Annotated in this window: 18 protein-coding genes and 1 riboswitch; of the genes, 7 read left to right on the top strand and 11 right to left on the bottom strand. The window is 47.0% G+C overall.

From position 1 onward, the window contains the following. Positions 1-5: 5 nt before the first annotated feature. The 5 genes from thiS to MKY62_RS06330 form a co-directional block, all read right to left on the bottom strand. Positions 6-209, bottom strand: coding sequence for a sulfur carrier protein ThiS (gene thiS, locus MKY62_RS06350; protein WP_003180678.1), 204 nt, complete (start codon positions 207-209; stop codon positions 6-8). Next, positions 206-1,315, bottom strand: a complete 1,110-nt coding sequence (gene thiO, locus MKY62_RS06345; protein ID WP_003180677.1) for a glycine oxidase ThiO — start codon at positions 1,313-1,315, stop codon at positions 206-208. Before thiO ends, thiS begins: the two co-directional genes overlap by 4 nt. Continuing rightward, positions 1,299-1,910: a thiazole tautomerase TenI gene (gene tenI, locus MKY62_RS06340; protein ID WP_003180673.1), complete on the bottom strand. Its 612-nt coding sequence runs from the start codon at positions 1,908-1,910 to the stop codon at positions 1,299-1,301. The genes thiO and tenI overlap by 17 nt, the downstream gene beginning before the upstream one ends. Next, positions 1,885-2,586 (bottom strand): thiaminase II, encoded by a 702-nt coding sequence (gene tenA / locus MKY62_RS06335; protein ID WP_003180672.1) that lies wholly within the window; start codon positions 2,584-2,586, stop codon positions 1,885-1,887. The genes tenI and tenA overlap by 26 nt, the downstream gene beginning before the upstream one ends. An 83-nt stretch (positions 2,587-2,669) precedes the next feature. Continuing rightward, a riboswitch (TPP riboswitch) is annotated at positions 2,670-2,778 on the bottom strand. A gap of 59 nt (positions 2,779-2,837) precedes the next feature. Next, the gene (locus tag MKY62_RS06330; RefSeq protein ID WP_003180670.1) at positions 2,838-4,682 is read right to left on the bottom strand and encodes a monovalent cation:proton antiporter family protein; all 1,845 of its coding nucleotides are present in this window, start codon (positions 4,680-4,682) and stop codon (positions 2,838-2,840) included. Positions 4,683-4,954: 272 nt separating this feature from the next. Between MKY62_RS06330 and prpE the strand changes: the two genes are divergently transcribed. Next, complete coding sequence (gene prpE, locus MKY62_RS06325) at positions 4,955-5,695, top strand: bis(5'-nucleosyl)-tetraphosphatase PrpE (protein WP_003180667.1); 741 nt, start codon at positions 4,955-4,957, stop codon at positions 5,693-5,695. Positions 5,696-5,710: 15 nt separating this feature from the next. Here prpE and MKY62_RS06320 read toward each other — a convergent pair whose 3' ends face one another. Genes MKY62_RS06320 through MKY62_RS06305 form a run of 4 tightly spaced genes read right to left on the bottom strand, consistent with a single transcriptional unit; the run spans position 5,711 to position 8,464 of the window. Beyond that, on the bottom strand, positions 5,711-6,601 hold the full coding sequence (locus tag MKY62_RS06320; protein WP_003180665.1) for an RluA family pseudouridine synthase: 891 nt from the start codon (positions 6,599-6,601) through the stop codon (positions 5,711-5,713). A gap of 11 nt (positions 6,602-6,612) precedes the next feature. Beyond that, positions 6,613-7,413, bottom strand: a complete 801-nt coding sequence (locus MKY62_RS06315) for an NAD kinase (protein WP_035334049.1) — start codon at positions 7,411-7,413, stop codon at positions 6,613-6,615. Between the two features lie 18 nt (positions 7,414-7,431). Next, the gene (locus MKY62_RS06310) at positions 7,432-8,067 is read right to left on the bottom strand and encodes a GTP pyrophosphokinase family protein (protein WP_003180661.1); all 636 of its coding nucleotides are present in this window, start codon (positions 8,065-8,067) and stop codon (positions 7,432-7,434) included. 31 nt (positions 8,068-8,098) lie between these two features. Next, entirely contained in the window at positions 8,099-8,464 is a 366-nt protein-coding gene (locus MKY62_RS06305; RefSeq protein WP_003180659.1) for a hypothetical protein, read from the bottom strand. Between the two features lie 130 nt (positions 8,465-8,594). On the opposite strand from MKY62_RS06305, the gene MKY62_RS06300 reads away from it, so the two are divergent. The 5 genes from MKY62_RS06300 to MKY62_RS06280 all read left to right on the top strand — a co-directional run bounded on the left by MKY62_RS06300 (position 8,595) and on the right by MKY62_RS06280 (position 11,991). Beyond that, positions 8,595-9,167 (top strand): CYTH domain-containing protein, encoded by a 573-nt coding sequence (locus MKY62_RS06300; protein ID WP_003180657.1) that lies wholly within the window; start codon positions 8,595-8,597, stop codon positions 9,165-9,167. A gap of 12 nt (positions 9,168-9,179) precedes the next feature. Further along, positions 9,180-9,833 (top strand): lytic transglycosylase domain-containing protein, encoded by a 654-nt coding sequence (locus MKY62_RS06295; RefSeq protein ID WP_003180655.1) that lies wholly within the window; start codon positions 9,180-9,182, stop codon positions 9,831-9,833. 281 nt (positions 9,834-10,114) lie between these two features. After that, on the top strand, positions 10,115-10,513 hold the full coding sequence (locus MKY62_RS06290) for a thiol management oxidoreductase (protein WP_339613996.1): 399 nt from the start codon (positions 10,115-10,117) through the stop codon (positions 10,511-10,513). After that, complete coding sequence (spxH, locus tag MKY62_RS06285) at positions 10,510-11,412, top strand: protease adaptor protein SpxH (protein ID WP_003180650.1); 903 nt, start codon at positions 10,510-10,512, stop codon at positions 11,410-11,412. Before MKY62_RS06290 ends, spxH begins: the two co-directional genes overlap by 4 nt. Positions 11,413-11,823: 411 nt before the next feature. Continuing rightward, complete coding sequence (locus MKY62_RS06280; protein WP_003180648.1) at positions 11,824-11,991, top strand: hypothetical protein; 168 nt, start codon at positions 11,824-11,826, stop codon at positions 11,989-11,991. 57 nt (positions 11,992-12,048) lie between these two features. Here MKY62_RS06280 and pepF read toward each other — a convergent pair whose 3' ends face one another. Both pepF and MKY62_RS06270 read right to left on the bottom strand, forming a co-directional pair. After that, entirely contained in the window at positions 12,049-13,878 is a 1,830-nt protein-coding gene (gene pepF / locus MKY62_RS06275; RefSeq protein ID WP_023856662.1) for an oligoendopeptidase F, read from the bottom strand. A gap of 212 nt (positions 13,879-14,090) precedes the next feature. Then, positions 14,091-15,239 (bottom strand): competence protein CoiA family protein, encoded by a 1,149-nt coding sequence (locus tag MKY62_RS06270; protein WP_003180643.1) that lies wholly within the window; start codon positions 15,237-15,239, stop codon positions 14,091-14,093. A 170-nt stretch (positions 15,240-15,409) separates the two neighbouring features. Here MKY62_RS06270 and MKY62_RS06265 point away from each other — a divergent pair, with 170 nt between their 5' ends. Then, positions 15,410-16,954: a sensor histidine kinase gene (locus MKY62_RS06265; RefSeq protein WP_003180641.1), complete on the top strand. Its 1,545-nt coding sequence runs from the start codon at positions 15,410-15,412 to the stop codon at positions 16,952-16,954. The last annotated feature ends 4 nt before the right edge of the window (positions 16,955-16,958 follow it).

Here is a 16,958-nt window from a genome sequence, read left to right as displayed (position 1 = left end):
ACGGTTTATCCCCCTCCGACAAAATGAACGATTTCGATGACATCGTGTTCTTCCAGTTTGACTGATTGATATTGGTCTTTTCCGATAATCTGCCTGTTTTTTTCAACAACGACAACACGATTTTCCAGATTGTAGGACTCGAGCAAATCGTAAATCGTGCCGCCGTCGTCTCTCCACTCTATTTTCCGGCCGTTGAGCTGAATGTTCACCTGTGCACAGCCTCCTTTCGCTCCGCTTTAAACGCCTCGATCCACTCTGTTTTGACCGGATTGCCGAGGATCATGTCTGCCATCATCTCACCGGTTGCAGGTGCCAGGAGGATGCCGTTTCTGAAATGTCCGGCAGCAAACAAAATCCGGTCATTTTCAGGATGTCTTCCGATATACGGATTGCCATCCCCTGTTTCGGGACGCAACCCGGCCCAGCATTGGTCGATTTTCATGGATTCAATCCCAGGGAGCATCGACTTGGCTTTTCGGATCAACTCCTCGATTCCGCCAAGTTCCGGCTGCTCATTCCAGTCCCCGGGCTTCATCGTCGCGCCGACGACAAGCCTTCCGCTATGGCGCGGAACGATGTAGCAATGATCATGGTAAAGCGTTCTCGTCAAAGAGATGCCGTCATTCCATACGGACAGGCACTCCCCTTTGACGGGGTAAAACCTTTTGTCTAAGCCGATTTGTTTAAACAAAGCTCCGCTCCACACGCCGCTTGCAATGACAGCGTGCTCCGCCTCCGCTGTGCCGGAAGCGGACGTGACGCGGACGGCCCCCGCTTCGGATTCTATCGATAAAACGGGCGTATACTCGAAGACATCTGCACCGAGCATCCGGGCTCCCCTGGCAAATGCCCTGCACACTGCAGCCGGTTCGACATGGACGTCGTCCCTGATAAAATTGGCGCCGAGAATTCCTTTTCCGGCATTCGGTTCTAATTTATATACTTCATCAGCTTCAAGCCATTCCACAGAATCCAGTGCACCCATTTGCATCAGGTGTTCGCGGTCGCTTTCTGAAAATGCCAGCTTTAATATCCCTCCGTCATGCCTTCTGATATCAATGCCGCTTATGTCTTTCAATTCCCCCGTCAGGCGCTTATAGGCTTTTTGACTGGCTCTGGCAAATTCGAAAAAGGTACCGGGTTTATCGCATTCCGCATGGGCGCCGAGCATGCCCGCAGCCGCGCTCGTCGCTTTTTTGCCGACTTCCCCGCTTTCAAACACGGCCGTTTTTTTCCCCGCTTTCGCAAGATGATAAGCGATGGAAGTCCCGATGATGCCTCCGCCGATCACGATCGTATCATAGCGCTTTCTCATATGAATCTCCCTTCGCGAGACTGGCAAGCCGCGCGGCCGCCTCATTCGGTCTGTCATGGGAAAAGATCCCCGACATCACGGCGATGCCGTCTGCCATTTTGACTTCCGCCAGACGTTGTTCGGTAATCCCTCCGATCGCAATGACCGGAATGCGGACAGCCGCCTTCACTTCTGCCAAGCTCAGAGCTCCTCTTCCTTTCCGGCCCTTTTTACAGTCCGTTTCAAAAATGTGGCCGAACAGCACGTAATCTGCACCTTCAGTTTCAGCCTGCACCGCTTCTTCAGGTGAATGTACGGACTTTCCGATTTTCAAATGCGGAAAACGGCTTCTTACACTTTTGACGGAAAAGCCGTGTGAAGGCAGCTGAACCCGGTGAATATGATGAAACAAAGCAATATCCACCCTGTCGTTGATGATGAGCTTTCGCTTATCAACGCCTTCTTCGGCCAGGCGATCGATCAAACTTGATATTTCGCTTACTTTTTTTGACCTTTCCCTGATGTGGATAAAGTCAACGGCATCGTGAATCGAGATGATTTTTGCTGAAAGCTCTTCCACGGAGTGCTTGTCATCGGTGATCGCGTGCAGATGCAAGCTGATCCACCCCGCTTTTTGACCAGCTTTCTTTTTGATAGGCCATATCCCAGAACCGGTATTCGTAGAAGCTGGAGATGACGAAATTCTCCTTCATCTTCGCGCGCGTTTTCTCATCGGCGTTTTCAGCCAGCTCATCGAAGCGGTTGATCTGTTCCGTTACAGATTTTTTAAACCAGTCTCCTCCGTATGTCGCGATCCATTCCTGATAAATCGCGTTGTCAGGCCTGCACGTTTTCAGCGTTTCGCCGACGTCATAATAGAGCCAATAGCAAGGAAGCAAAGCAGCGAGTATTTCCGCAAAACTGCCGCTGACGACAGAACGGTACAAATGCGATGTGTACGCATACGCTGTCGGCGACGGCTGAAACGACTCCAGCTCTTCCTTTGTGATGCCCAATAGATCGGTGAATTTCCTGTGGAGCGACATCTCGGCTTCATATGTCCCTTTCGCGTGTTCGGCCATCCGGCTTGTCGTATATAGATCGTGAGCATATGCCGCTCCAAAGGATTGGACTTTGGCAAAGTGGGTCAAATAGTAGGAATCCTGCATGACATAGTATTTAAATCGGTCAACCGGAAGTGTGCCGTCTCCAATTCCTTGAATAAACGGATGGACAAAACTCCCTTCCCACCAAGTTGCAGCGCTGTTTCGGCATTCTTCTGAAAACTTCATTTCAAGGCTCCTCCTTCGATTCTGAACATAAAAAAACCACTTTCCCGCAAGGAAAGTGGTTTGGAATTTGCATATATACATACTCAAATACCGTGCCACTTCCCTACGCAGGTTTGAACCTGTTCAGGTTATGAGGGTCTAAAAGTCAAACTTTTATCTCAGCCCTTATCAAGGACTCCCCTAGTGGAAAACATTTCTTGTTCATTCAGTTTATACTTTAATCTTATCACGAATTGCAAAATGGTCAAGCATCAGTCTCCAAGCGTTTTTTTCAATTCCGCAATATATTCGCGCGAACCGGTGGCGATCAGCCTGTCACCCATTTGCAGCCTTGTATCCCCATGGGGCACGATGCTGTCAACCCCGCGGAAAATCCGGACGAAGATGACATCTCCCGTAAACGGAAACTCCCTTAACAGGACGCCGTCAAATCGCTCATTGCTCATATTGATCTGATACAGCGACGCATCCTGGTTCGTCAAAAGTTTCATAACGCCAGGCGCCTCGATAAGCGCGCGCAGCAGCGTTTTCGTGGAAAGCAGAATGGAGAATGTATCAATTCCGTTTTCTTTCAGCCTCGATTCGGCGTCTGGGGAATCTGCGCTGGCGATAATTCTCGCGACTTTCTGCTCCTTCGCATAAAGGGCGATCCCTGTATTGCGCTCTTCGCTGCCTGTCGCCACGACGAGTATATCCGTTTGGAAAACGCCGAATGATTGAAGCGTTTCGTATTCATAATCTGGCAAAACTTCAACGTCAAACACCGGATCCGCCAGCTTTTCTTCCTTCTTTTCCTGCCGGACATGCAGGATTCTGACGTGATAATCTTCTGGAGAAAGTTCAAGCGTGACCGGCAGCGTCATTTGATTCGCGCCGATAAAGGTGATCGTCTTTTTCTCTTTTTCGCTTTCCGTTTTCGGCATTAATTTTTTAAAGCCGGTCGGTGTGATGATGCATGTAATGACAGCCACCAAAATCAGCGCGCCGGACATCTGCGCGTCAATGATGCCGATGCGCTCGCCGATCGTTGTCGCCGCGATCACCAGAGAAAGCGTGGAAGTCAGGAGAAAACCGGAAGCCAGCACGGTTTTCATGTCATACCACTTTTTCAAAAACAGCACCGGAACGACTTTGCTGATTAACAGAGCCACAAACAGAAGTGGGATCATCACTAAAATTTTCGGATTGCCAAACAGCGACCAAATGTCCAATTTGACGCCTGTCATGACAAAGAAGATCGGGATGAGGAACCCGTAGCCGAATGAATCAAGCTGCTGAACGAGCTCTTTGTTCGGCGAAAGCAGCGAAACAAGCACCCCGGCTAAAAACGCGCCGAGAATGTTTTCTGCACCGAGCGACTCGGAAAGCGCCACGAGTACGATGATCAGCGTAAATATCGCCCTTGTGCCGATCTGGATCGTGCCTTTTGACAGCACTTCGACAAAAGGCCGCTTTTTAAATACCCTGCCGAAAATGTATAAAACAACGCCGGCGGCAAATAAAATCATCAGCAGCCACATATTGCTGTTTTCGTCTCCGTAGATTGAGGCGAACACCGCAAGCAGTATCATCGTGACAAGATCGGCAATCACGGCGACAAGCAAAATAATCTGGCCGATATTCGTCTTCATGAGCCGCTCTTCCTTCAGCGTCGGAACGACAACCCCAAGCGAAATTGTTGAAATGATCAGCGTCATTAAAAAGGCGTTGTCAATAAATCCTGCCATGACAAAGCTGTAGGAGAGGCCGAGCGATAGTATAAAGACGGCAATAAAGATGACGGAAGCCGTTTTAAACGTATTCGGCGCTTCCTTTCCGCTCGGAAGCAGCTGCTTTTTCTTACCTTTTTCAAATACGGAAAAATCGATTTCAAGCCCGCTTAAAAACATTAAAAAGATAAATCCGAGCATCGATAAAGTTTCGAGCCAAGTATCGTGCTGGGCAACCAGATCGAACCCGCTTTTTCCGATAATAAGACCCATGATGATTTCAGCGACAACCACCGGTATGCTTAACCTGAAACGGTGCAGCAGGATGGGTGTTAAAAATGCGATAATCAGTACGACAACTAAAGATGAGACAGATGTGTGCTCCATAAACTGGTACCTCCTCTAAAACCGGTTTCCGGGTATGATTAGCGTTCCCTTTTTTAAAAATAAAAGGGGCATATTTTTGACATTTTCATGTGGGAAAAGAACCGTCGAAACTCTTTTCCCACAGGTGTAAAAATTGATTTTAACAATGCTCGCTCAGAAAAAAAAGTAATATGCCTGATTTTCTCCGGAGAAAGTTGCAGAAGCTTGATTTATACGGCTTGGGGCAATGTATATACATATGAAAAACAAACGGACTGGAGGCGAAAAAACGCATGAAATACGATGTTATCGGTGATATTCACGGGTGCTATGACGAAATGATTGCGCTGATTGAAAAACTCGGCTACTCGCTGACATCAGGAGTTCCCGTTCATCCGGAGAACAGAACACTTGTCTTTCTCGGGGATTTAACTGACAGAGGGCCAAAATCGCTGGAGGTCGTTGAATTTGTAGGACGGGCCGTTGAAGATGGAGCTGTGCGATATGTGCCCGGCAATCATTGCAACAAGCTGTACCGTTTTTTCAAGGGAAATCCGGTGAAGCTGCAGCACGGGCTGGAAACGACGGCGGCCGAATACAGAAACCTTCCGAAACAAAAACAGAAGGATATCAGAGACCTTTTCATGCGCCTTTACGAAAAGGCTCCGCTTTACGAGATCCTGCATAACGGCGAACTTGTCGTTGCACATGCCGGCATCAAAGCGGAAGACATCGGCAAAAAGCCTGTCGGAAAAGTAAAACAGTTTGTGCTCTACGGAGATATTACAGGGGAAACGCTGCCAGACGGACGGCCAGTGAGACGGGACTGGGCCGCTCATTACAGAGGCGAGCCGTGGGTTGTATACGGCCATACTCCCGTCAAAAACCCGAGGATGATTCATCATACAATTAATATCGATACCGGTTGTGTATTCGGCAACAGGCTGACCGCTTTCAGATTCCCGGAACTGACAACCGAATCTGTTCCCTCCTCTTTGCCTTATGATGAGTCTAGATTCCGCATGGAGCCATAAAAATAGAGAGCCTATTCAGCTCTCTATCAACTGTCTCATATCATTCGGCACCGGCGCTTGGAACGTCAGCTCTTCCATTGTGAACGGATGAAAAAATGTCAGCCTCTCACTGTGGAGCGCCTGCCGATTGATGAAGCCGCGGGTTCCCCCGTACAGCGTATCACCGCACAAGGGATATCCGATATGACTCATATGGACGCGGATCTGATGGGTTCGCCCGGTTTCCAGACGGATAGAGACATCCGTCATGCCGCTGAAACGCCTGTTCACCCAAAAATGCGTCACTGCTTTTTGCCCGTCCGGGATTACCGCCCGCTCGATGATGCTCGATGATTTTCTCCCGATCGGCGCATCGATCGTTCCCTGCTCTTCCGCGATCAAACCGTGGACGACCGCTCGATATTGCCGTTTGACGGCTCCCTTTTTTTGCAGCCCCGATAAAAGCGAGTGGGCGAAGCGGTGCTTGGCAACAAGCATGACACCCGATGTATCGCGGTCAAGCCTGCTCACCAGGTGAACGGTCGCGTGTACGCCCGTCCGCTGGTAATAATGAATCAGACCGTTCGCCAGACTGCCTGATGGATGCTCACGCGAGGGAATCGACGAAATGCATGGCTGTTTATTTAAGACGAGGACATGGTCATCTTCGAACAAAATATGAAGCGGCACTTCTTCCGGTTGCAAAGATTCGCTCATTTTTTCCGGAGGAAACTGAATGACGAGCTCGTCCCCTTTTTGAAGAACGTATCTGACCGTTACATGCCCGCCGTTTACCAAAAGATCGCCGCCTCCGAATTTGATGTCCGTCAGCATCCTTTTTGAAATGCCCAGCCGCTGGACGTATTCTTTCAAAAGAACCCCGCTGTCCTCTTCTGTTATGATCTGTTTCATCAAAAAATCGCTCACAGCAAACCTTCCTATTCTCCTTTTCCGATAAAGGAATCCTGGACCCTTTTCCAAAACGGAAACGGCCGAAAGCGGGCAAACCTGATATTTTCGTTTGCGACGCGGCATTGAATCGACTTGACGTCTTTATGCAGCAATGTCAAGTGGTCAATCGCGACTTGAAACGTCACATCATTTATCGGTTTAATTAAACAAGTGTGATGCTCAGGCAGAATGAGCGGCGATCCGACCGTCCGAAACACCCGGTTGTTGATCGACGCCATTTCAGCCAGCTGGATCGCCCTGATGGACGGATGAATAATCGCACCGCCAAGCGCCTTGTTATATGCCGTACTTCCGGAAGGAGTCGACAGACAAAGGCCGTCGCCGCGGAACGTTTCAAAAAGTTCCCCTTTAATCTCGACATCCGTCACAAGCGTTCCTTCAATGCTCTTGATCGTACATTCGTTCAGCGCCAAATATCTCGCTTCATCGCTGCCGTCATTATAGCGGACGATGACTTCCAAAACCGGATATTCAACAATTTGATACGGCGTTTTCGCAATCGCGATTACGAGTTTTTCAATCTCGGTCGGCACCCAGTCGGCATAAAAGCCGAGATGTCCTGTATGAACCCCGACAAAGGCCGTTTTGTCGAGGCGGCCGCTGTATTTGTGAAATGCGTATAAAAGCGTTCCGTCACCGCCGACGGAAATGACGATATCCGGCTCTTCTTCATCGCATTCAAGACCGAAGTCGAGCAGATATGTTTGAATTTTGCTTTTTAATGAATCGGAAACATCATTTCCTTTGGACGATACCGCAAACTTCATCATTCCATCTCCTTTCCCCTAACCGTCATCCTCATCCTTTTTCTTGCGTGAAAATGCCACGTGAGCCTCCTGAATCTCGCCCCTGATCTCGGACATTTCCATATCGAGCCTTGATGCTGCTTCAGAAGCTCTTTGAAGCCTTAATTTTACTTTTTCCGGAATGTTGCCGCTGTATTTATAATTTAAAGAATGTTCGATTGTCGCCCAAAAATTCATCGCCAGCGTCCGGATTTGAATTTCAACCAAAATCTGTTTTTCCCCGTTGATTGTCTGCAAAGGGTACAGCACGACGAGGTGGTAGGAGCGGTAGCCGCTCTCTTTATGTTCCGCGATATAGTCGCGCTTATCCACGACCGTGAAGTCCTTTCTCGCCAGAAGCATATCGACGACAATGCGAATATCCTCAAAAAATTGGCACATGATTCTGAGCCCGGCAATATCTTGCATGCTTTCAATGTTGTGCAGAGGAATGTTTTTCCGCTTGGCCTTCTCAAGAATACTCGGAACAGGCTTCACCCGCCCTGTCACGAATTCGATCGGCGAATGTTCCTCCTCGTATTCGTAAAGGGTCCGGATCCCTTTCAGCTTCACTTTCAGCTCTTCAACAGCCTGCCGGTACGGCGCTAAAAATTGCTCCCATTGTTTTTCGTCCATAAACCTTCCCCCAATTTCATCGCCTTTTTTTCTAGAGGAATATCCGTTTCACTCTCTCTTCCATTTCTTCGCCATAATTTGCATTATCTTTAATATTCTCTATTAAATATCCGAGCTCATCATGGAACCCGTTAAGCTCCAGCTCCGTGTTTCCGATATGTAAAAACACAGGAAGATTGGCGTCGAGGGCCGCTTTAAGATCGGACCAGATGCCTTCGTTTAAAATGACGTATTCAAAGGAATCGTCCTGTTCAAGTATGTATACAAATGCAAAATGATCGGAGTCTGTCAGCATGCGTCCGGCCGGTTTCCGCTCCGCTCCGTCATTGATTTCGCTGGTCAACACCAGCCGGTCGTTTCGCAGATTGGCTTCTGTAATCTCAATTCTGTTCTGCATAATGCTCTCCTTTACAATAAAAGTACAGATTCATTTTATCATATCAGCTTCAATATTGATAAACGTTCCTTCTCAAGAGATAATAAGGAAAATGCAATTTTACCAGCTGAGAGGATGAAAAAATTAAAGAATGGACCAGGAACTTGAAATCGAATTTAAAAATATGCTGACAAAAAAAGAATTTGAGAAAATCAAATCATATTATCAATTTACTTCCGAGCAATTTGTTATACAAAAAAACCATTATTACGATACGTCCTCCTTTTCTTTAAAAGAAAAAGGAGCGGCTTTAAGAATTCGCGAAAAACAGCAGCGATATGTACTGACATTAAAAGAGCCGGCACCTGTAGGTCTGATGGAAACCCACCAGGAGCTGACCGGGAATCCCGAATTTGAAACGTTCACGATTCCGCATGGACCGGTATACGATCGCCTGAAGCGCCTCGGCATTCAACCGGACGAGCTCATCCTTTTCGGAACGCTTGCGACAAGCCGTGCAGAAAAAAAATTGCCGCAGGGCTTAATTGTTTTGGATCACAGCCGATACTTAATGGTAGAAGACTTTGAAGTTGAATTCGAAGTGACAGACTATGAACGCGGAAAACGGGATTTCTCTGAACTGCTGAAATCGTTCGGCATCCCTGAGCGTGAAACCAAAAATAAAATCGTCCGATTTTATGAACAAAAACTTAAAGATCAATAAGGTGGGAAAACAATGAACGTCAACCATTTGGCCGCCCTTTTGGAACTACAGGCGATACGGTCGTTTTATCCGGCTTCAGACAGCGGTTCCGAAGATGCTGGTTTTGATTTCAGCTCGATTTTAAACCAATATTTAAGCAATGTCGGTGGTTTGGAGTCTTCACAGCCCACGGTTGTTCCGGCCGTGTCGACAGGGTCTCAGCTCCAGGCGCCGCTGACAGCCGAAAAGCCTGCGGCAATTGCGGCCGTCCCATCTGCCGCAGCGAAACCCGTCTCTTTCGGCGGCCAAAATCAGAGCATTGACCAGATCATCAAAAACGCCGCAGAAAAATACGGAGTCGATGAGAAGCTGATTCATGCCGTCGTCAAGCAGGAATCGCGCTACCAGGAAAAAGCGGTCAGCCCGGCCGGCGCCATGGGCCTGATGCAGCTCATGCCGTCAACGGCGAAAGCGCTCGGCGTGAATAACGCTTTTGACCCCGTACAAAATATAGAAGGCGGAACAAAATACTTAAAGCAGATGCTCGATAAATACAGCGGGAATGTGAACCTCGCATTAGCGGCCTACAATGCCGGACCGGGAAATGTCCAAAAGTACGGAGGCATTCCCCCTTTTAAAGAAACGCAAAATTATGTAAAAAAAATCACCTCAAATTACTACGCTTAAGCCGGAAAGGACGCTTTCCGGCTTTTTTTCCTGCATTTACCTCCTCTTTCATCCTCCCGGTATTAAAAATACACATTTAAGAAGCGAATATGATATGATATTTGAAACAAAACAGCGATTTTCGCCCGCAGGCAGAAGTCGGTTTGTTTGTAGAAATGGAACGAGGTTGCTAAAATAAGTATATACAATCGTGAAATAATAAATGATGCACAAGATAAATATTTTTTTGCGATAGGAATCGGTATATTTTCCTATTAGCCATATTAAAAGGAGTAGTCAACATGGGACAATCGTTTAACGCACCTTATGAAGCGATTGGAGAAGAGCTTCTATCGCAACTTGTTGATACTTTTTATGAGCGTGTAAAGCGGCATCCGCTGCTCTACCCGATTTTTCCGGACGACTTAACGGAAACGGCAAGAAAACAGAAGCAATTTTTAACGCAATATTTAGGCGGTCCGCCGCTTTATACAGAAGAACACGGACACCCGATGCTGAGGGCGCGGCACCTGCCGTTTCCAATCACACCGGAACGGGCAGACGCATGGCTTTCGTGTATGAAAGAGGCAATGGATCATGTCGGTTTAAAGGGCGAAATAAGGGAATTTCTTTTTGAAAGGCTGACATTGACAGCCAGACATATGGTAAATCAGCCTAAAATAGAGGATGGTTCACATTGACACTAAATCAGCGTGACCAATTTTTCTCCCATTGCCATGGACATCCGCAAAAACCGATGGAAATTTATATGTTTGTCGACCCTTTGTCTCCCGAATGCTGGGCTTTGGAGCCGGCGATCAAAAAGTTGAAAATCCGCTACGGCCGTTTTTTCACACTAAGGATCATCGCCGCATGCAGCATCACAGCGCTGAACGTTCAGAAACGTAAAAAGCACCGCCTCGCAGAGGCATGGGAAAAGATCGCATGCAGATCAGGCATGTCTTGTGACGGGACGCTCCTGCATGACAAAGCGCTCTCCGCACCATACCTCGCTTCACTCGCTTTAAAAGCGGCGGAACTGCAAGGCAGAAAAGCAGGGCTGCAGTTTTTGAGATGCATGCAGGAAAGCCTGTTTCTCAATCGGCAGGATATCACCGAGGAACAGGTGCTGCTGGCGATCGCAGAGCATACACAGCTCGATCTGGAGGAATTTAAAAGGGATCTTCATTCGCAGAGCGCCGTGAAAGCCCTGCAATGCGATTTGAAAATCGCTGCCGAAATGGAAGTGGCATCTGTCCCGACTCTTACGTTTTTTAACAGTCTCCGCGAAGGAGAAGGCTTAAAAGTAACCGGAAATTATTCATACGAGATTTACGAAGAAGTATTGTTTGAGATGCTCGGTGATGAGCCGAAGCCTTCACAAACACCTCCGCTCGAACTTTTTATCGAATACTTTCAATTTGTAGCCGACAAAGAAATTGCCGTCGTTTACGACTGGACGCTGGAAGAGGTGGAACGGGAAATGAAAAAGCTCGCGTTCGCCCGCAAAGTCGAAAGAGTGGAAGCGAAACACGGCATGTTCTGGCGCTATATAAACGGACATCATGATGCCGGACCGCTTTATCAATGCGAAAAATAGCACGGGTTTCTCCCGTGTTTTTTTTCGCGCTAAAACGAACGCACGTTCCTTTTTGAAGCAGTAAGAAACCGCGCCGGGATAAGCGCGGTTTCTAATTATGTCTTAACGACAACAAAGGGGATGGGAGAAATTTTTCACGGTCAAACAAAGGGGTAAATGTTTGTTTGTGATCAATTTCACATCTTTATAATATCAAATCATGTCGAGTTTTGACAACTGATTTCATTAGTTTTCACATTTTTGTCACAAAAACATAAAAAATAGATGTCCATCATATGATCAAAGTAACAAAGAAAACGAGCCCGCCGCACGTTGCCATACCGCGATTTATGCGAACTGGCGCCCGGTTTTGCTGCCTTTTTGCGCCTCGTCTCCCCCTGTGAAATTTTATCGGTCCTTAGGAGGGTTTTTATGCTTCAGATCATTTTAGGACTTGCATCAATATTATTTTTTTTCGTCTTGAATATTTTAGGTTTGATGAATATGTTTCCCCTTTATATTACGTCCCCTCTCTTATTTATATCAATCCTTTTTACGCTCAACCGCCTCAACCACCGCAAAACATTTAAAGGTTTTTGACCTCATCGCGAACAAGGCTGCCGGTATGACCGGCAGCCTCTTCTATATACTCGCCTATTATGAATGATTGACTTTTTGCAAAAGTTCTTCCATTTCGTTCAGCTGCTCTTCAAACTTTTTGCACGCAGCTTCGATCGGCTCTGAAGACGTCATATCGACGCCGGCTTTTTTCAGCACTTCAATCGGATAATCCGAGCTTCCAGCTTTCAAGAACTCAATATAGCGGTCAACAGCCGATTTGCCTTCTTTTAAAATCTGCTGACTGAGTGCCTGGGCTGCACTGAAGCCTGTCGCATACTGATACACATAATAATTGTAATAGAAATGCGGTATTCTTGACCACTCAAGACCGATTTCCTTATCAATCTCAATATTGTCACCGAAATATTTCTTATTCAAATCATAGTAGATGCTCGTTAACAGCTCAGGTGTCAGCGGTTCCCCTTCCTGGGCTTTGCTATGGATCTCATGTTCAAATTCGGCAAACATCGTCTGTCTGAAAACCGTTCCTTTGAAGCCTTCAAGCATATGATTCAAAATGTAGAGCCGCTGTTTTTCATCGTCGATTGTATTCAGCAAGTATTCTCCCAAAAGTGCTTCATTCGTCGTAGAAGCTACTTCGGCTACGAAAATGCTGTAGTTTCCGTACGGGTAAGGCTGATATTTTCTCGTATAGTAGCTGTGCACGGAATGGCCGAATTCATGGACGAGCGTAAACAAATTATTGACGTTGTCCTGCCAGTTCATCAAAATATACGGATTTGTTCCGTAAGTTCCTGAAGAATAAGCGCCGCTGCGTTTTCCTTTGTTTTCATACACATCGACCCAGCGGTTGTTCAAGCCTTCTTTCAGGATGGATGAATATTCTTCCCCTAAAGGCGTCAAACCTTTTAGCATATAGTCCTTGGCCTGCTCGTAGGTAACTTTCATTCCAGAGTCCTTTACCAGCGGAGTATACAGGTCATACATGTGTACTTCATCAAGCTCAAGCACTTTTTTTCTAAGTTCAACATAGCGGTGAAGAAGCGGGAGATGCTTGTTGATCGTGCTGACAAGATTGTCATAGACTTCTTCAGGAATGCTGTTTCGCGACAAAGCAGCTTCCCGCGCCGATTTATAATGTTTAACCTTCGCATAAAAGTTGTCTTTTTTCACAGCTCCGCTGAGCGTGGAAGCGAGCGTGTTTTTAAAGCGGCCGTATGTTTCGTAAACCGCCTTGAATGCCGCGCGGCGGACATCGCGGTTCTCGCTTTCCAAAAAGGTGACATAATTGCCGTGTGTGAGCTGTACCTTTTCTCCATTTTCATCGGTGATCTCCGGAAATTCCATATCGGCGTTATTCAGCATGCCGAACGTGTTGGAAGAAGATGAAAGAACATCAGACGCTTCGGCCAAAATTCCTTCCTCCTCCTCGCTCAGTACGTGAGGACGCTCTTTATTGATTTCTTCGAGAGCATGCGAGTAAAGCTTTAACTCCTCTTTTTCCAGCAGGAACTGCTGAAGCTTTTCTTCTTGAATCGATAGTATTTCCGGCACCATGTAGGCCGTCGCGCTCGCAGCCTGGGTATAGAGGTTGGCCGCTTTATCATTGAGACCTTGGTAAAAAGAATTTCCAGTATCCTGATCATAGCGCATGTGAGCGTAAGTATACAGCTTCCCGAGACGCTCCATCACCTTATCCTGATAAGTCAGCGCTTCATATAGATCATCGGCGGAATGGCCGAGCCTGCCCTTGAATTCGGAAAGCTTGGGCAGCAGTTCTTTAACGGCTTGAAATTCCTCGCTCCAAGCATCATCTGACGGGAAGATATCCTCAAGTCTCCACGTGTCTTCTTGCTTCACCTCTTCTCTTGAAGGCAGTTTCTTCGATTTTTTTTCTTCAGCCACTGTCAATCCCCTCGCTTTCTTTACTCCAAGTCCATTGTTGTCCAATAAACTTGTATTGTGTTTATCTTCTGTTTTTTCACCGTCTTTTGTCAAATCATATGCGAAAAAAAAGACGCAAAATCCCGCCGTTAAAAAATAAAATACATATCTTTTGATCTGAAACAGCCCGGACACCACCTTCCTTTCTTTAGGTTGAACGAAAGGCTTGATAATCATTCGGAAAAATAATGTTCATCCCTTTTTAACAGCGCCTCCAGCCGCGGCTCCGGAGCAACAGGACCCGCGGAATAATAAAATTCCTCTTTCCTCTCTAAAAATCCTTTTTTATGCAAAAAACAAATGTATTCACAAACGGCATCAGCAGCCGTTTGCTGCCCGCTCCATCTCAGCTTCAGCCTTTTGCCCTTGACGAGCCAGTCCATATAATGAACCGCAGACTGCAGGCGAAACGTATCATGCTTCGTTATAAATAAGAAAAGGTGCCCTTGCCACACATAAACCGGGTGGGCAAAAATATAGCCTGACGGCACCGGGAGAAAGACTTCTGAGGGGAAAAAAGGGAGCGGGAGCCGGAACTTTTCATAAAAGAGCGCGGCCATCTGCTTCGCTTCTTTTGATAAAAAACGCACGGTCGACATTCGAAAGCTGCGGATGTTTTCTTTCCAACCTTTAAGCTGGAGAGGCGAACAGTTTTCCCATGCGGTTAAATCATGCCAGCCTGCTTCAGCAAGTGGGAGAAAACGCAAGGATGCGGATGTTTTGTTTGTTTGAAAGGGAATCAAGTGTTCGAGGATGATGAAAGCCTTTTGTTCGGGGCAAAAAAACAGGAGCTTAGGAGGCTTATCCCTTTTCTGAGCGAACTGCCAGTGAAACCCTGAAAGCTGAAAAAAACTCCTCGCCAAGCGTCTTACCCGGTTACCGCCCAGAATCCACAACGGCTCGATTCCCAGTTTGAGAAAGCCGTCCGTTCTTTTTCGGTACGCTGCCGCATCGAGATTCGCACATTGAAATTCAACTGCAACCTGGCGGGTTCCGTATTCCAGAAGCAAATCGGGCCTTTGTCTGATCTCTTGCAAATACGGTTCAAGCACCGGGCGGAAGCCTTGTCTGCCGAGCCATTCGTACAACAGCCGTTTTCCTTTCAGGTGATAGGAGCTCTCCGGTTCATGTTGCACCGGACATGCTGCACCCGGCTTATGAGCGAAGTGCGGGAGCTTGACGGCACCGACTTTCAGGTCGAGTTCACACCGGCAAACCGGACAGTAAAATGCATGTCTTTTTCTCAATCGCTTGAGATCTTCGGTTTTGTATCCGTCGGCAAGACAGATGATCTCTTCTTGATCGATCATTGCACTGAACATATTGTCTCTCTCCTTCCTGTTTGATCAAGTATTCAACATGCGCGGAAGCTTTCCTTTTTTTGAAAACGCTTCAAATTCAGGCTGATTTTATATAAAGTAGTATTATAGAACTCGAAATTTTTAGAAAAGGAGTTTTTGACATCAAACGGAAGCTGACCACCAAGCTTACATTGCTGATTCTCACCCTGCTATTCATCTTGCTTTCTGTTATGAGCGGCCTCTATTTAATCATTTTAGAAAATTCGTTAAAAACACAAATTCAAGCCAGAGCGCTCGATATGGCGAAAACGCTCGCCCAGATGCCTTCCGTCCAGGAAGCCTTTGAAACGGACGATCCGTCCCGAATCCTTCAGCCAATTGCAGAAAACGCGAGAAAGCAGTCCGGTGCGCAATACATTGTGATCGGCTCGGCGGATGCGATTCGCTATGCTCATCCGGACCCGGGAAAAATCGGCAAACCGATGGTCGGCGGAGACAATCAGCGCGCTCTTGAAAAAGGGGAAGCATATATTTCGGAAGCCGTCGGCACGCTTGGCCCAGCCATCAGGGGCAAAGCCCCGATCCTTAATGAAAACGGCAAAATCGTCGGAATCATCTCAGTCGGTTTTTTAAAAGAAAATATTCAGGATATCGTCTCTCAATATCAGACAAAATTAATATTTTTATTAGGATTTGTCGTGCTGATGGGGGTTTTGGGAGCCGTCTATATTTCCCGCAATGTCAAAAAGTCCATTTTCGGTCTTGAACCTTATGAAATTAATCAATTATATACTGAAAAACAGGCGATTACAGAATCTGTGCACGAGGCCTTGATCGCCATCAACAAACATGAAGAAATCACGCTCTTGAATAGAAAAGCGTGTGAGCTCCTTCGCGTCGAAAGCGAAGATCAGTGGCTCGGCAAACCGATTTCCGAGCTTCTTCCAGATACGCTGCTCCCCGAAGTACTGAAAACGAAAACGGCGCAAAAAGATCAGGAATTAACGATCGGAAATGAAGAATTAATCGTCAACAGAGTGCCGATTTTCGAAAACGAAAAAATCCGCGGGGCCGTTGCAAGCTTCAGGAGAAAGACGGACATTGACGAACTCTCCAAAAAGCTGGCGCAAACTTCGCAATACGCGGAAGGTCTGAGAGCCCAGACCCACGAATATTCAAACAAGCTGAACACAATCGCGGGACTGATCCAGCTGGAAAGCTATTCTGAAGCGCTCGAATTGATCCAAAAAGAGAACAAAAGCCATCAGGAAATGCTGCGATTTCTCATCCATTCGATTCCTGATCCGCTTCTTTCCGGGTTGCTGCTGGGAAAGGTCAACCGTGCAAAAGAGCTGCACATCAACCTGGAAATCGATGAAAGCTCAAAATTGGACGCTTTGCCGGACGAAATGGACAAAGGCAAATTCATTACGATTTTAGGAAATTTGATTGAGAATGCTTTTGACGCCGTTTCCCACAAAAAAGACCGCAGCATCCTTGTCTTCTTGTCAGACGGGGGAGATCACATCTTAATTGAAGTCGAAGACTCGGGAGACGGTATTCCCGAGGGGGAACAGGAGCGGATCTTTCAAAAGTTTTATTCGACAAAAGCGGCTAATCACCGCGGTCTCGGCCTCTTTTTAGTCAAAGAAGCCGTCAATGCGTTAAACGGACAAATCAAAGCGGATAAAAGCGACCTTGGCGGAGCATTGTTTACTGTCGTGATACCAAAATAGAGAA

This window comes from Bacillus sp. FSL R7-0646 (assembly GCF_037969865.1).
GTDB lineage: Bacteria > Bacillota > Bacilli > Bacillales > Bacillaceae > Bacillus > Bacillus licheniformis.
The sequence above is the reverse complement of the archived record's forward strand: the minus strand, read 5'-3'. Positions and strand labels throughout refer to the sequence as shown.

Coding starts and splice junctions, on each gene's coding strand:
- MKY62_RS06295 (WP_003180655.1), top strand. CDS start 9,180: ATGAACGTCAACCATTTGGCCGCCCTTTTGGAACTACAGGCGATACGG.
- MKY62_RS06315 (WP_035334049.1), bottom strand. CDS start 7,413: ATGAAGTTTGCGGTATCGTCCAAAGGAAATGATGTTTCCGATTCATTA.
- MKY62_RS06310 (WP_003180661.1), bottom strand. CDS start 8,067: ATGGACGAAAAACAATGGGAGCAATTTTTAGCGCCGTACCGGCAGGCT.
- thiO (WP_003180677.1), bottom strand. CDS start 1,315: ATGAGAAAGCGCTATGATACGATCGTGATCGGCGGAGGCATCATCGGG.
- MKY62_RS06290 (WP_339613996.1), top strand. CDS start 10,115: ATGGGACAATCGTTTAACGCACCTTATGAAGCGATTGGAGAAGAGCTT.
- prpE (WP_003180667.1), top strand. CDS start 4,955: ATGAAATACGATGTTATCGGTGATATTCACGGGTGCTATGACGAAATG.
- MKY62_RS06280 (WP_003180648.1), top strand. CDS start 11,824: ATGCTTCAGATCATTTTAGGACTTGCATCAATATTATTTTTTTTCGTC.
- tenA (WP_003180672.1), bottom strand. CDS start 2,586: ATGAAGTTTTCAGAAGAATGCCGAAACAGCGCTGCAACTTGGTGGGAA.
- MKY62_RS06300 (WP_003180657.1), top strand. CDS start 8,595: ATGGACCAGGAACTTGAAATCGAATTTAAAAATATGCTGACAAAAAAA.
- MKY62_RS06330 (WP_003180670.1), bottom strand. CDS start 4,682: ATGGAGCACACATCTGTCTCATCTTTAGTTGTCGTACTGATTATCGCA.
- MKY62_RS06270 (WP_003180643.1), bottom strand. CDS start 15,239: ATGTTCAGTGCAATGATCGATCAAGAAGAGATCATCTGTCTTGCCGAC.
- MKY62_RS06305 (WP_003180659.1), bottom strand. CDS start 8,464: ATGCAGAACAGAATTGAGATTACAGAAGCCAATCTGCGAAACGACCGG.